Source organism: Nonomuraea sp. NPDC050153 (assembly GCF_044460125.1).
Taxonomy (GTDB): domain Bacteria; phylum Actinomycetota; class Actinomycetes; order Streptosporangiales; family Streptosporangiaceae; genus Nonomuraea.
Genome location: NZ_JBITJQ010000013.1, coordinates 200,200 through 213,219 on the forward strand (window position 1 = coordinate 200,200; position 13,020 = coordinate 213,219).

Genomic DNA, 13,020 nt, shown 5'->3' on the forward strand with positions numbered 1-13,020 from the left:
ACGAGAAGCCAGACGCTGAGCCCGAATCCCCGATACGCCGCCCGTCGTACGGCTAGAGGCCCGAGTAGGCCACCGGTGGGAGCACGGCCTGGGCGTCGGCGCCGCCGAACCAGAGCCCGATCATGAACGCGGCCGTCGCCTCCAGCAGCGTGGCCCGGTCGAGCCCGCCGCCGTCCACCGGGGTGCAGCCGAGGTCGGCGACCAGCGTGCGCACCGCGGCCAGGGCCTGCGGGTCGTCGCCGCACAGCGGCACGGCCAGCGGCCGCCCGTCGAACACCGGCGGCGTCAGCCGCCACACGTCCACGTGGCACAGGTTGAACGCCTTCACCACGTGCCCTCCCGTGAGGTCGCGGATCAGCGGGGCGATGGGGCGGGCGGGGTCGTACGGACCCTCGGCGTTGGCCACGTCGATGACGGGCTTGCCGCGTAGCGCCGCGCCGGCGGACCCGAGCACGTCCGTCAGCCCCGCCTGCCTGACGGCCACCATCACGACCTCCCCGAACGCCGCCGCCTCCGCCCAGCCACCGGCCCGGACGGCCACCGGCCCGCTCTCCGGCCCGCTCTCCGGCCCGCGCTCCGGCCCGCGCTCCGGCGGACAGGCCGTGCGCGCCGCCTCGGCGGTCATCGCCGCGGCCCGGGCCGCGCTCGCGGCGGCGTCCCTGCCGCTGATCATCACCTCGTGCCCCGCCCTTGCCCATTGCGTGCCCAGGGCGTCCGCCATGCCGCCCGCTCCCAGGATCCCGATACGCATGTACGTCCTCCGTCGTGTGAACTGGTAGAAGGACTGTAGAAAGCCCGTCACACACCATTTGGTGCCTAACGGAGGCCACGTTGGGGTTCATCGCCGACTGCCAGGCCCGGCTGGCCTTCGACCTGCTGGCCAACACCTGGAACGCGGTCGTCCTGTGGGCGCTGCGCCACGGCCCGCGCCGGCCGGGGCGGCTGCGCGAGGAGATCGGCGGCATCAGCACCAAGGTGCTCACCGAGACGCTGCGCCGCCTGGAGTTCAACGGCCTGGTCGCGCGCCGTACGTACGCGGAGGCGCCGCCCCGCGTCGAGTACGAGCTGACCGGCCTCGGCCGCACGCTCCTCGGCCCGATCGAGGCGTTCGGGGTGTGGGCGCACGACCACGCCGACGAGGTCATGGACGCGCAGGACCGCTGGGAGTCGTGAGAGCTTTCTCATTATACACAGTGTTACTGGATCACTACCCTGGGTAGCTAGACGACGGTTGTTCCTTACCGTCTCCCAGGAGGTTCTATGCTTTTCTCCCCCCGTAGGATCATCGCCGTCGCGGCCGTCGCCGGAGGCCTGACCCTGCTCGCCGCCCCTGCGTCCTACGCCGTGGTGGATCCCCTGACCCTGGTCCCCTGCCTGGCCGAGGCCGGCGCCGGCGCCACAGCGCTGGTCGACCCGGCCGCCCCCGGCGTGCCGGCCGAGTTGCCGGCTGTGAGCTGCCTGCAGCCCTGACCGGCTCCGCCTGGGCACGACCCCGGCCGATCCGGTTGTCCGGGCAGGCGGCGCGGCAGAGCCGGCCGCGCCGCCCGCCACGGCGGCCCGATCAGTTCCCCCACAGCGCAAGCCCAGTCCATCCGATAGCGCAGAGCAGCTAGGAGATCCATTGAAGGTCCGCGTCCTGACCGCCGTCGCCGCACTTGCGCTGGCGGGCGCACTCCCCTCCCTCGCCCTCGACAAGCTCACCACCGACCCGCCCGTCGTCCGGGTCGAGACCTGGGTCCAGCACGTCAACGTCTTCACGTCCTAGTGCGGCTCGCGCGGGTACCCGTGGCCGACACCCCACCAGAGCCCCGGACCATGTCCGGATATGTCGGCTACTTCATGTTCCTCAGCCGGTGGGTTCAGGCGCCGCTCTACATGGGGCTGATCCTCGCCCAGATCGTCTACACGTGGCGCTTCATGATGGAGCTGCTCCATCTGATCGAGCTCGGGTTCGGCGGCTCACCACCGGAGACCACCGTCATGCTGATCGTCCTCGGCCTCGTGGACGTGGTCATGGTCTCCAACCTGCTCATCATGGTCATCATCGGCGGCTACGAGACGTTCGTCTCCCGGCTGCGCATCGACGGGCACCCCGACCAGCCCCAATGGCTTTCCCACGTCAACGCCAACGTGCTGAAGGTCAAGCTGGCCATGGCGATCATCGGCATCTCATCCGTCCACCTCCTCCAGATCTTCATCAACGCCTCCAGACCGACCATCACCGACCGGGAGCTGCTGTGGAAAACGCTGATCCACCTGACCTTCGTGGTCTCGGCGCTGGCGCTGGCGCTGATCGACCGCATCATGGCGGGCGCGCGGCGCGACACCGAGACGAACGGGGGCGAGCGGCAGCAACGCCTGCACCAGGAACGGGTCGCCGCCTAGCCGGGGCGCCCCGGTGAGGCGGCCGGCCGTCCTCGTGGCGAGCGCGCTGTTCATGAGCTCGCTCGCGGGCGCCGCGCACGCCGATGAAGGGTCCGCCGCGCCGACCGGCCCGCCGCCCCTGATCGGCAACGTGACCATCTTCAACGACGAGATCATCGAGCCGGTGTCGCTGCCCGTAAGCACCTGCGGGTCGCTGCTTCCGCTGCTCGGCAAGTCGCCCACCACGTGCACGGGCGCCTCGCGGGTGTCGGACGACGACACCTGACGCCGTACGTGCCCGCCTGCGGGGGCGGGCGGGCACACAGGCAAGCACAGAGGCGAGCACAGAGGCGGGCACAAGTCAGCCGTAGAGGGCCTCCAGCACCGCGGCCACCCCGTCCTCGTCGTTGGACAGCGTGCGGCGTTCGATCGCCGCCAGCACCAGGTGGTGGGCGTTGGCCATGGCGTAGCCGGCGCCCGCGTAGGCGAGCACGGCCAGGTCGTTCGGCATGTCGCCGAAGGCCACCACCTCGCCGGGCGCGATCCCCCGCTCCCGGCACAGCAGGTCGAGCGTGCCCGCCTTCGTCACCCCGGGAGCGCTGATCTCCAGGAGCCCGTCCACGCCCGAGTGCGTGACCTCGGCCAGCCCCTCGACCTCCGCCGGCATGGCCGCGACCATCTCGTCCGCCGTCCGGGTGCGCGACTGGGCGAGCAGCTTGACGATGGGCTCGTCGCCGTCGAAGACGGAGCTCACCTCGCGCAGGTAGGCCAGGTCGTGCGCGATGCGCCTGGTGTAGGCGGGCTCGGCGAGCACGCTCCGGCCCGTCTCGACGGCCAGCCCGACCCCGGGCAGGGCCGCGGTCAGGGCCCGCGCGACCCCCTTCGCCGCCGCCCGGTCCAGCGGGTGGCTGGCGACGATCTCGTCGGTGGTCAGGTCGTACACGATCGCGCCGTTGCTGCAGATCGCGATGCCCGTGACGCCCGCCTGGCCGGCGATCTCGCGGACGCCGCGCGGCGCCCTGGCGGTGACGAAGACGATCTCGGCTCCGGCGGAGCGGGCGGAGCGCAGGGCCTGCCTGGTGCGGGGGGTGATGACGCCGGAGGAGTTGAGGAGGGTTCCGTCGAGGTCGGTGGCCACGATGCGCGGGAGAATGCTGGTGCTCACGGTGCCGATTATGCCGATCTGTCAGATCCGCATCTCGGACGGGAGCCGCGTGGCCGCGTCCGTGAGCTCCAGGCCGAGGAGCTGCCCGGTGTTGCCGAAATCCAGGACGACATCTGCCGCTTCGACCTGACTTACGGTCTCTTCTGGCGCTATTTCGTGCTTCATCGCGATATAGGCGACATCGCGGATCTTGTCCCAGCTCACGTACACCGTCTGCGGACGCTGCTCGGACGGCGCCTCGTCCCAGCTCAGCAGCCCCTCCCTGGCCTCGTGCGAGCCCGCCAGCGCGGCCCGGACCATGGCCAGGGCCAGCTCGATCGCCTCCAGCGAGTCGACCCCCGTGACCTTCCGCTCGTGCTCCCACCCGTCGAGCCCGTCGATCCGGTACGGGCACGACCAGTCCCCCGTCGGCTCCTCATAAGGCACGCCGATCGTGGCGGTGACATCACGCGGCGGATCGGTACGCAGCACCAGCACCCGATGGGCGATCTCGTACATGTAGCCTGATCTACCCCCAAGGCCCTCCGGAAGACACCCGTTCATACCGTCGCTGTAGTAAGCATTCCTGGCCACGTCCGCCGCAAGCTAGGCTGCGTACGGTCGTTAGGGGGCCATTGAGATGAACGAGTCGTTCGGGACGCGCCTTCGAGCCAGGCTCGACGAGTGCGGACCGCTCTGTGTGGGCATCGATCCGAGCCCGGCGCTGCTGCACGCCTGGGGGCTCGACGACTCGCCCGCCGGTCTGGAACGCTTCAGCCGCACGGTCGTCGACGCCGTCGGCGACGTGGCGGCCCTGGTCAAGCCGCAGTCCGCCTTCTACGAGCGCTGGGGCAGCCGCGGCATCGCGGTGCTGGAACGCACCATCGCCGATCTGCGCGGGGCCGGGACGCTGGTGGTGCTCGACGTCAAGCGGGGCGACATCGGCAGCACGATGGCCGCCTACGCCGAGGCCTACCTCGACCGGGGCAGCCCGCTGGCCGCCGACGCCGTGACGCTGAGCCCGTACCTCGGGTTCGGGTCGCTGGAGGGCGCGATCACCTCGGCCATGGCCAACGACGCCGGCGTCTTCGTGCTGGCCCGCACCTCCAACCCGGAGGCGGCCCCGCTGCAGCGGCTCGTGGCCGGCCAGGTGCTCGACGGGGTCGCCGCGGCCAACGCCGGGCACGAGCCGCTGGGGCCCGTCGGGGTGGTGATGGGGGCCACGCTGCCCGAGCTGGAGCACTCGCTGGCCGACCTCAACGGCCCCATCCTCGCGCCGGGGCTGGGCGCCCAGGGCGCCACTCCCGCCGACGTGGCGCGGCTGTTCGGCTCCGTACGGCACGCCGTCGTGCCCTCGGTCTCCCGGGCCGTCCTGGCCGACCCCGGGCGGCTGCGCTCGCGCACCCTCTACTTCCGCGACGAGTGCGTGGCCCAGCTGGACGCGAAGATCACCACCGAGATGTGAGCAGCGCCCGGTGATCAGCCCGGCACGGACGCCAGGACGCGGTTGACGGCGGCCAGCACGGCGTGCACGGAGGCGGTCAGGACGGAGGTGTCCCGGGCCGCGCCCCAGCTGGTGACGCCGCCGACGCGGGCCTCCACGTAGGCGATGGCCCGGCTGCCCCGGCCCGGGTCCAGGGCGTGCTCGGCGAAGTGGAGGATGTCCACGTCGATCCCGTCGTCGCCGAGCGCGGCGGTCAGCGCGGACAGCGGCCCGTTGCCGGTGCCGCGCAGCCGGCGCCCCGACCGCAGCGTGCCCTCGAACTCGTGCACCCCCGGCGCCGTCTCCCTCGTGCTCCATCCGGCCAGGGCGCTGGTCTCCCCCGGGGCCAGGTAGGTGGCGTGGAAGAGCTCCCACAGCTGCTCGGCCGTGATCTCCTCGCCGCTGCCGTCGGTGGCGCGCTGCACGACCGAGGAGAAGTCGATCTGCAGCCGCCGGGGCAGCTCCAGGCCGTGGCGGGTCTGCAGGAGGTACGCGATGCCGCCCTTGCCCGACTGGCTGTTGACCCGGATGACCGCCTGGTAGTCGCGGCCCACGTCGGCGGGGTCGATGGGCAGGTACGGCACGTCCCACGGCGCCTGCTCCGGCGGCACGCCCAGCTCGGCGGCCCGCTTGGCGTGGTGGGCCAGGCCCTTGCCGATGGCGTCCTGGTGGGTGCCGGAGAAGGCGGTGTAGACGAGGTCGCCCGCGTACGGGTGGCGGTCGGGCACGGGCAGCCGGTTGCAGTGCTCCACGACCCGGCGGACCTCGTCGATGTCGGACAGGTCGAGCATGGGGTCCACGCCCTGGGAGTGCAGGTTGAGCGCGAGGGTCACCAGGTCGACGTTGCCGGTCCGCTCCCCGTTGCCGAACAGGCAGCCCTCCACCCGCTGCGCGCCCGCCAGCACGGCCAGCTCGGCGCAGGCCACGCCGGTGCCGCGGTCGTTGTGCGGGTGCACCGAGAGGATCACCGCGTCCCTGCGGTCGAGGTGGCGGTGCATGTACTCGATCTGGTCGGCGTACACGTTGGGGGTGGCCACCTCGACCGTCGCGGGCAGGTTGTGGATCACCGGGCGGTCCGGAGCGGCGTCCCACAGGGCCGTCAGGTCGTTGCAGACCTCCAGCACGTAGTCGGGCTCGGTGAGGTTGAACACCTCCGGCGAGAACTGGAAGCGCACGTCGCGGCCGTCCGCGAGCCGGGCGATGTGCGTGGCGGCGTCCATGATCAGGGCGCGCAGCTCGCGCCGGTCGTGGCCGAGCACGACGTTCCGCCAGGTGGGGGCGGTGGCGGTGTAGAGGTGCACGACCACGCGCGGCAGGCCCTCGACGGCGGCGAACGTGCGCTCGATCAGGTCCCGCCTGGCGGCCGTGAACACGACCACGCTCACGTCCTCCGGCACGACGCCGGGCTCGGCCAGGTGGCGGACGAAGTCGAAGTCGAGCCGGCTGGACGAGGGGTAGCCGGCCTCGATCTCCTTGAACCCCATGCCGGTCAGCAGGTCGAACATCCGGCGCTTGCGTGCCGGGTCCATCGGCTCGGCCAGCGCCTGGTTGCCGTCGCGCAGGTCCACGGGCACCCAGAGCGGGGCTCGCGTGATGCGCCGGCCCGGCCAGGCGCGCTCGGTGAGCGGCACCTGGACGCGCTCGTGGGCGGGCTTGTAGCGGTGATGGGGCATGCTGCTGGGGCGTTGCCGGTTCCAGGCGTGCACGAACGGCGTCATGGCGGCTACACTAGCCACAACACAGGTCCTCAGACAACCTGAGAGGTGCGTTCGATGCCGCTCGGCTCCCTCCGTCCCAGCCCGCTCGTCGAGCAGGCCACCCAGCATCTGCGCGAGCAGATCACGCAGGGCGAGTGGCCCGTAGGCACGCGCCTACCCGGCGAGAACGCGCTGGCCAAGGCCCTGGGAGTGGGACGTTCGACCGTCCGGGAGGCGCTGCGCGCGCTGGCGGGCGCGGGGCTGGTGCAGGCCCGGCAGGGCTCCGGCGTGTTCGTGATCGCCACGGAGATCGCCGAGGACTGGCCCGCCCGGCTGCGGCGGGCGGCCATCACGGACGTGTACGAGGTCCGCATGATGGTCGAGACGCAGGCCGCCCGGATGGCCGCCCAGCGGCGTACCGAGGAGGACGTCGCGGCGCTGGAGGAGGCGCTGGAGGCGCGGGCGCGGGCGGCGGCGCAGGACGACGCCGCGTTCGTCGACGCCGACATCGCCCTGCACGCGGCGGTCGTGGCGGCGGCCGGCAACCCGGTGCTCACGGACCTGTTCGCCGAGTTCGCGCCGGCGCTGCGCGAGGGGTTGATCGGCCTGGTGGAGGTGCTCGGGTTGCGGTCGGCCGACCGCAACCCCGGGCACGACACGCACGCGGCGCTGGTGGCCGCCGTCCGGGACGGGGACGCAGCGGCGGCGGGCGCGATCCTTCAGGCGGAGCTGGAGCAGACGCTCGCCCAGTTGCACGGCGCGTAGCCTGGCCACGGTGATCACCCGTACGCACCGCCCCACGGCCCGCGTCATCCTGGCCGCCCCCGACGACCGCGTCCTGCTGTTCCGCTTCGTCCCGCCGGACCCGTGGCCGAAGGAGCCCGCCTGGCACCTGCCCGGCGGCGGCCTCGACCCGGGCGAGACCCCGGCACAGGCGGCGGCCCGCGAGACGCTGGAGGAGACCGGCCACGTGCTCGGCCCCACTGACCTCGGCGATCCCGTGGCGGTGAACGAGGGCGCGTGGTCCAACCTCGGCCGGCACTTCTACACCGTGCACACGTACTTCTTCGCCCGCGTGCCGGCCGCGACCGTCACCCCCACGGCGCTGGAGGACTACGAGACGGAGGACTTCAAGCTCGGCAACCGCTGGTGGGGCGCGGACGAGCTGGCCGCCACCGGCGACCGCGTGTTCCCGCCCGAGCTGGCCGCGCTGCTGCCCGGCCTCCTGGCCGGAGTGCGGCCCGCCGCCCCCGTCAGGCTCCTCTGGACACACGAGAAAAAATCTTCGGAAGGGATGTAGAGGACGCGCGGACGGCTCCGACCCAGTCACGAGCACAACGTGAAGGAGCACACCATGAGCAAGCTCATCTACTGGGTCCACACCTCCGTCGACGGCCACATCGAGGGCCCGAACGGGGAGTTCGACTGGCCGACGATGGGGCCGGAGCTGTCGGCGTACGGGGACGAGATCAACGCCCGCGTCGGCACCTTCCTGTACGGGCGCGTCGTCTGGCAGATGATGTCCAACTACTGGCCCCAGGCGGAGTCGATCTCGGATCACCCGCACGACCTCAAGTTCGCCCCCATCTGGCGCAGCACTCCGAAGGTCGTCTTCTCCACCACGCTGAAGGAGGCCGGCTGGAACACCCGGATCGTCTCCGGCGACCTCGCCAAGGAGGTCGCCGAGCTGAAGAGCGGGCCCGGCGAGGACCTCCTGCTGAACGGCGGCTCCCGGCTGGCGGGCGCGCTGACCGAGCTGGGGCTCATCGACGAGTACCACCTCATGGTGCACCCGGTCGTCCTCGGCGGCGGCCGGCCGGTGTTCCCGCCGCTGGCGCAGCGGACCGGCCTGCGCCTGGTGGAGACGCGGACGTTCGACGCCGGGGTGGCGCTGCTGCGCTACGAACGGGCCGGGAGCTAGGGCAGCGCGGCCTCGATCTCGTGGCGGGTCGGCATGGACGTGCTGGCCCCCTCCCGCTGGACGGACAGCGCCGCCGCCGTGGACGCGAAGCCCAGCGCGTCGGCCATGCCCATCCCCTCCGACCTGGCCACGGCCAGCGCGCCCACGAAGGTGTCGCCGGCCGCGGTCGTGTCCACGGCCTCCACCTTGACCGCGGGCACCCGCAGCCGCTCCCCCGAGCGCGACCCGTACAGGGCTCCCTCGGAGCCCAGCGTGATCACCGCCTCCTCGACGCGCTCCAGGAGCACGTCGAGGGCGGCGTCCGCGCCGGCGGCGCCGGTGATGGCGGCGGCCTCGTGCTCGTTCGGGACGATCGTCGTGACCGCGTCGAGGAGTTCGGCGGGCAGCGGCCGGGCGGGCGCGGGGGTGAGGTAGACGGGCACGCCGGAGACCTGCGCGGCCTGGGCGGCCGCCACGACGGCCTCCATGGGCAGCTCCAGCTGGAGCAGCAGCGCGTCCGAGCGGGCGATGGCGGCCAGGTCCTCGCCCGAGGGGCCGGCGACGGTGCCGTTCGCGCCGGGGACGACGATGATCGAGTTGCCGCCGTCGTCGTCCACCACGATATGCGCGATGCCGCTGGGGCCGGGCACCTGGCGCAGGCCGCGCACGTCGATCCCGGCCTCCGCCAGCGTGGCGCGCATCTCCGCCCCGAACCCGTCGTCGCCCACGGCCCCGAGGAAGGCCACGTGCGCGCCCGCGCGGGCGGCGGCGATGGCCTGGTTGGCGCCCTTGCCGCCGGGCACGGTTCGGAACCGGTGACCTGTGACCGTTTCGCCCCGCTTTGGGGCTTGGGAGACGTACGCGACGAGGTCCATGTTGGCGCTGCCGAAAACCGAGATCATGGCCCCATCATCTCCTGTGTGCGGGCCGCCAGCGTGGCCAGCCCCACCCCGTCGTACCCGGTCAGGCTGCTGGCCAGGCTGTCACGCAGCCGCCAGCGGTCCGGCACGCCCCCCTCCAGCGCGCCCGCGACGGATCCGGCCGTGGCCCCGGCGGAGTCGGTGTCCCAGCCGCCGGCCACCGCGCCGGCGATCGTGGCGGTGAAGTCGCCCCGGCCGTGGATCAGCGTGGCCGCGACGAGAGCGGCGTTGTTGACGGTGTGCACCCAGTGCAGGCCGCCATGGCGTTCGTGGAGGAGGTCGACGACCCGCTCGAAGTCGTCCTCGCGGGCGGCGTCCGCGGCGGCCAGGCTGACCGCCTCGTGCAGACGCGAGCGCTCCGGCACCACGGACAGGCCCGCGCGCACGACCTCCTCGGGCGAGGTGGCGACCATGGAGGCCGCGCACATGGCGGCCACGAACATCGCCCCGTAGATCCCGTTCGCGGTGTGGGTCAGGCGGGCGTCGCGCCAGGCGTGCTCCGCCGCCGTGGCGGGGTCGCCCGGGTTGCTCCAGCCGTACACGTCCGCCCTGATCAAGGCGCCGATCCACTCCCTGAACGGGTTGCGGCGGGTGGCCGTGGCGGGCGGCTCGACGCCGTCCAGGAGGTTGCGGTACGCGACCCGTTCGGCGGTGAACGTACGGCCGGCGGGGAGCTCGTCCAGCCACAGCCTGGCCACGTCGTCGGTGGTGAAGTCGCGGCCGTGGCGCTCCAGGACGGACAGGGCCAGCAGCGGGTAGTTGAGGTCGTCGTCCTCGGGGATGCCGTCGATGTTCTCGGCCAGGGAGTTGACGGCGCTGCGGCGGTTCCACGGCCAGCGGCGGGCGACCTCGTCCGGCAGCCCCTTGGCGGTGAACCAGCCGCGGATGGGCCAGTTGCCGGTGGCCTCGGCGATCTGCCTGATCCCTTCGCGCGGGATCTTCTCCACGGGCTTGCCGAGCACGCACCCGGCCGCCCGCCCCTGCCACGCGCCCAGCACCCGCGCCGGATCCACGGCCGCCCTCGATGCCGCTCCCGGGGCCGCTCCCGGGGCCGCTCCCGGGGCCGCTCCCGGGGCCGCTCCCGGGGCCGCTCCCGGGGCCGCGCCCGGCCAGGACGGGCAGGCGGCGATGATGCCGGCCAGGTCCGAGGGCTCGGGCAGCGGGGACGGGACGGCGGCCAGCTCGTCCAGCAGCTCCTCGGCCAGGCCCCGCAGCCGGGCCGCCCCCGGTTCGGAGGCCCCGGCGCGCGGGGGCGCGTCGTGGCCGCCGGCCGCGTGCCAGCGGGCCGCGATCTCCCGCACGCCCTCGGCGTCGGGGCCGGACGCCCGGCCGTCCTCGGCGGCCTGGCGGAGCTCGTGGCCGATCAGGTCCTCCGGCTGGACCCAGGTGAGCCGGATCACCGGCGGTCGAGGTCGGCGAAGGCGGCCTCGTGGCCGCGGCGCCGTACCAGGTCGTCGGCGTGCACCCGGCGCGCCACCGCCGCGATGGCGAGCCCGGGGGCCACCAGGTCCGTGCGGCTGGCCGCCCCCACCTGCGAGACCCACTCCGGCGGCACCGCGGACAGCCCCCCGAGGGCGCCCGCGATGGCCCCGCCCATGGACGCGATCGAGTCGGCGTCGCGCCCGTAGTTGACGCCGCCCAGCACGGTCTCGCGGTAGTCGCCCTTCGCGATCACCAGGAACCCGAGCGCCAGCGGCAGCTCCTCGATGCTGTGCACCCTGCTCGGCCGCCGCGCCCCGAGCCCCTGGTCGCGATAGGTGTCGGCGACCGTGTCGTAGGGCCGCATAGCGCCGCGCAGCGCCTCGAACGACCCGTCCCAGTGCCCCAGCCCGGCGGCGGCCTCGCAGACGGACTCGATGGCGGCCCTCGTGCCGTCCTTGGCCAGGCGCAGGCAGGCCGCGACCACGGAGTCCGCGGTGGCGCCCGGTCGCATGGCCTCGGCCACGGCGGCGGCCATCACCCCGGCGGCCTCCCGGCCGTAGCTGGACTGGTGCGCCCCGGCCAGGTCGACGGCCTCGGCGTAGGCGGCGTCGGGGTCGGCGGCGTTCACGATGCCGACGGGGGCGACGTACATGGCCGCGCCGCAGTTCACGATGTTGCCGACACCGGCCTCGCGCGGGTCCACGTGCCCGTAGTGGAGCCTGGCCACGATCCACTTCTCGGCCAGGAAGATCCGCTGCAGCGGCAGCGCCTCGGCCTCCAGCTCGGGGATCCAGCGCCGTTCGCCCATCAGCTCGGGCACCAGGTGCTCGGCCATGGAGTACGCGTTCAGGTGCCCGCCGGCCTTCTCGTAGACCCGGACCAGGGCGTGCGTCATCAACGTGTCGTCGGTGATGTGGCCGTCGCCCTTGTGGTAGGGGGCGATGGGGCGGGCGTTGCGCCAGTCCTCGTTGAACGGCGGCACGATGCCCTCGACGCGGCCCCCGTACCTCTCGACGATCTGCTCGGGAGTCCAGCCCTCGGTGGCGCCGCCCAGCGCGTCACCGACCGCCGCCCCCGCCACGCAGCCAGTGGCCCTGTCCTCAAGCGGCGTCATGCGATTCCCTCCGAGAAATTACTCGCTAGTTCGATCAGATCCCGGCCCGCCAGGTCAGGCAGGCAACAACCGGCCAGCGTGCGGGCCGACGCGATCCACCCCTCCGGGATCGCCTCCATCCCACCGCACGCCCCCGCGAGCGCCCCGGCCAGCGCGGGCGCCGAGTCCGCCAGTGCGGCCAGGCAGGCGGCCGCGGGCACGGCCCGCGCGAGTTCGCCGCCCGCGGACTCTGCCAGCGCCAGCGCCACCGGCACGGTCTGCGCGGCGCCGACGCCGTAGCTGTAGACGTGGTCGAGCAGCGCGGCGTCCAGCGCGGGCACGGCCGCGAACGGGTCGCCCGCCGCGCGCGCCACGGCCAGCGCGGCGCGGGCGTTGTGGCCGATGGCGGTGTCCTCGGGCAGCACGGCCAGCGCCGCCTCCACCGCCCCGGCCACCGACCCCGACCGCACGGCCTCGGCCACGGCGGCCGCCATGGCCTGGGCGCCCAGGACGCCGTCGTAGGCGTTCGTCACCTCGGCGTCCCTTGTGGGGTCCCGTCCCAGGACCCCGAACGCCACGGCCCTGACGGCGGCGGCGTCGTCGAAGTGGTGGGGGTTGTCGTGCCCGGACGCGGGCGGCTCAACCCCCTTGGCGAGGTTGTCGAGCGCGGTGGCCACCGAGATCCGCGCCCTGACGTCCCCTTCGGACAGGTCCCTGAACGCCTCGGCCCGCGGGCGGTCGATCGTGAGCGCCGTCCAGGCCAGCCATTCGGCGTCGTCGGACGGCCCGACGGCCAGCGGGGCCGTGGGCTGGTTGAGCGCGAACGGAACCGGCAGCGTGGTGACCCTGTGCTCCTCCGCGAAGGCGTCCAGCTCTCTGTGCAGGCGTCTGCTCCAGGGGGCGTGCAGGGCCGCCCGGTGCCTGGCCGCCGGCCACCCGGCGGCGTCACCGACGGCGAGCCCGGCGAAGGCCCCCCTGATTCTGTCCCCCGACATCG

17 protein-coding genes are annotated in these 13,020 nt (G+C 73.4%); 9 read left to right on the forward strand and 8 right to left on the reverse strand.

The features are described from left to right. Nucleotides 1–52: 52 nt before the first annotated feature. Nucleotides 53–751: an NADPH-dependent F420 reductase gene (locus ACIBQ1_RS30060; protein ID WP_397282652.1), complete on the reverse strand. Its 699-nt coding sequence runs from the start codon at nucleotides 749–751 to the stop codon at nucleotides 53–55. 80 nt (nucleotides 752–831) lie between these two features. On the opposite strand from ACIBQ1_RS30060, the gene ACIBQ1_RS30065 reads away from it, so the two are divergent. The 5 genes from ACIBQ1_RS30065 to ACIBQ1_RS30085 all read left to right on the forward strand — a co-directional run bounded on the left by ACIBQ1_RS30065 (nucleotide 832) and on the right by ACIBQ1_RS30085 (nucleotide 2,650). Then, nucleotides 832–1,173 carry a winged helix-turn-helix transcriptional regulator gene (locus tag ACIBQ1_RS30065; RefSeq protein ID WP_397282653.1) on the forward strand — a complete coding sequence of 114 codons (342 nt, stop codon included), beginning with the start codon at nucleotides 832–834 and terminating at the stop codon, nucleotides 1,171–1,173. Between the two features lie 87 nt (nucleotides 1,174–1,260). Continuing rightward, nucleotides 1,261–1,470 (forward strand): hypothetical protein, encoded by a 210-nt coding sequence (locus ACIBQ1_RS30070; protein ID WP_397282654.1) that lies wholly within the window; start codon nucleotides 1,261–1,263, stop codon nucleotides 1,468–1,470. Nucleotides 1,471–1,621: 151 nt separating this feature from the next. Beyond that, nucleotides 1,622–1,765, forward strand: a complete 144-nt coding sequence (locus ACIBQ1_RS30075) for a hypothetical protein (RefSeq protein WP_397282655.1) — start codon at nucleotides 1,622–1,624, stop codon at nucleotides 1,763–1,765. A 50-nt stretch (nucleotides 1,766–1,815) separates the two neighbouring features. Beyond that, complete coding sequence (locus tag ACIBQ1_RS30080; RefSeq protein WP_397282656.1) at nucleotides 1,816–2,385, forward strand: TIGR00645 family protein; 570 nt, start codon at nucleotides 1,816–1,818, stop codon at nucleotides 2,383–2,385. Between the two features lie 13 nt (nucleotides 2,386–2,398). Continuing rightward, entirely contained in the window at nucleotides 2,399–2,650 is a 252-nt protein-coding gene (locus tag ACIBQ1_RS30085; RefSeq protein ID WP_397282657.1) for a hypothetical protein, read from the forward strand. Between the two features lie 75 nt (nucleotides 2,651–2,725). Here ACIBQ1_RS30085 and ACIBQ1_RS30090 read toward each other — a convergent pair whose 3' ends face one another. After that, nucleotides 2,726–3,529, reverse strand: a complete 804-nt coding sequence (locus tag ACIBQ1_RS30090; protein ID WP_397282658.1) for a Cof-type HAD-IIB family hydrolase — start codon at nucleotides 3,527–3,529, stop codon at nucleotides 2,726–2,728. Nucleotides 3,530–3,550: 21 nt separating this feature from the next. Then, the gene (locus tag ACIBQ1_RS30095; RefSeq protein ID WP_397282659.1) at nucleotides 3,551–4,027 is read right to left on the reverse strand and encodes a DUF6968 family protein; all 477 of its coding nucleotides are present in this window, start codon (nucleotides 4,025–4,027) and stop codon (nucleotides 3,551–3,553) included. 121 nt (nucleotides 4,028–4,148) lie between these two features. Here ACIBQ1_RS30095 and pyrF point away from each other — a divergent pair, with 121 nt between their 5' ends. Further along, entirely contained in the window at nucleotides 4,149–4,973 is an 825-nt protein-coding gene (gene pyrF / locus ACIBQ1_RS30100) for an orotidine-5'-phosphate decarboxylase (protein ID WP_397282660.1), read from the forward strand. Nucleotides 4,974–4,987: 14 nt separating this feature from the next. On the opposite strand, the gene leuA is transcribed toward pyrF, so the two are convergent. Continuing rightward, nucleotides 4,988–6,709, reverse strand: coding sequence for a 2-isopropylmalate synthase (leuA, locus tag ACIBQ1_RS30105; protein ID WP_397282661.1), 1,722 nt, complete (start codon nucleotides 6,707–6,709; stop codon nucleotides 4,988–4,990). A 54-nt stretch (nucleotides 6,710–6,763) separates the two neighbouring features. On the opposite strand from leuA, the gene ACIBQ1_RS30110 reads away from it, so the two are divergent. From ACIBQ1_RS30110 to ACIBQ1_RS30120, 3 genes are read left to right on the forward strand one after another with little or no spacing between them, the layout of a single operon-like run. Then, nucleotides 6,764–7,453, forward strand: coding sequence for a FadR/GntR family transcriptional regulator (locus ACIBQ1_RS30110; protein WP_397282662.1), 690 nt, complete (start codon nucleotides 6,764–6,766; stop codon nucleotides 7,451–7,453). Nucleotides 7,454–7,463: 10 nt separating this feature from the next. Continuing rightward, entirely contained in the window at nucleotides 7,464–7,988 is a 525-nt protein-coding gene (locus tag ACIBQ1_RS30115) for an NUDIX hydrolase (protein WP_397282663.1), read from the forward strand. Nucleotides 7,989–8,042: 54 nt separating this feature from the next. Next, nucleotides 8,043–8,609: a dihydrofolate reductase family protein gene (locus tag ACIBQ1_RS30120; RefSeq protein ID WP_397282664.1), complete on the forward strand. Its 567-nt coding sequence runs from the start codon at nucleotides 8,043–8,045 to the stop codon at nucleotides 8,607–8,609. On the opposite strand, the gene rbsK is transcribed toward ACIBQ1_RS30120, so the two are convergent. From rbsK to ACIBQ1_RS30140, 4 genes are read right to left on the reverse strand one after another with little or no spacing between them, the layout of a single operon-like run. Beyond that, a complete protein-coding gene (rbsK, locus tag ACIBQ1_RS30125; protein ID WP_397282666.1) occupies nucleotides 8,606–9,490 on the reverse strand; it encodes a ribokinase in 885 nt (294 codons plus the stop codon). The genes ACIBQ1_RS30120 and rbsK overlap by 4 nt on opposite strands. Then, complete coding sequence (locus ACIBQ1_RS30130) at nucleotides 9,487–10,908, reverse strand: ADP-ribosylglycohydrolase family protein (RefSeq protein WP_397282667.1); 1,422 nt, start codon at nucleotides 10,906–10,908, stop codon at nucleotides 9,487–9,489. Before ACIBQ1_RS30130 ends, rbsK begins: the two co-directional genes overlap by 4 nt. Beyond that, complete coding sequence (locus ACIBQ1_RS30135) at nucleotides 10,905–12,044, reverse strand: ADP-ribosylglycohydrolase family protein (RefSeq protein WP_397282668.1); 1,140 nt, start codon at nucleotides 12,042–12,044, stop codon at nucleotides 10,905–10,907. The genes ACIBQ1_RS30130 and ACIBQ1_RS30135 overlap by 4 nt, the downstream gene beginning before the upstream one ends. After that, on the reverse strand, nucleotides 12,041–13,018 hold the full coding sequence (locus tag ACIBQ1_RS30140; RefSeq protein ID WP_397282669.1) for an ADP-ribosylglycohydrolase family protein: 978 nt from the start codon (nucleotides 13,016–13,018) through the stop codon (nucleotides 12,041–12,043). The genes ACIBQ1_RS30135 and ACIBQ1_RS30140 overlap by 4 nt, the downstream gene beginning before the upstream one ends. Nucleotides 13,019–13,020 lie beyond the last annotated feature (2 nt).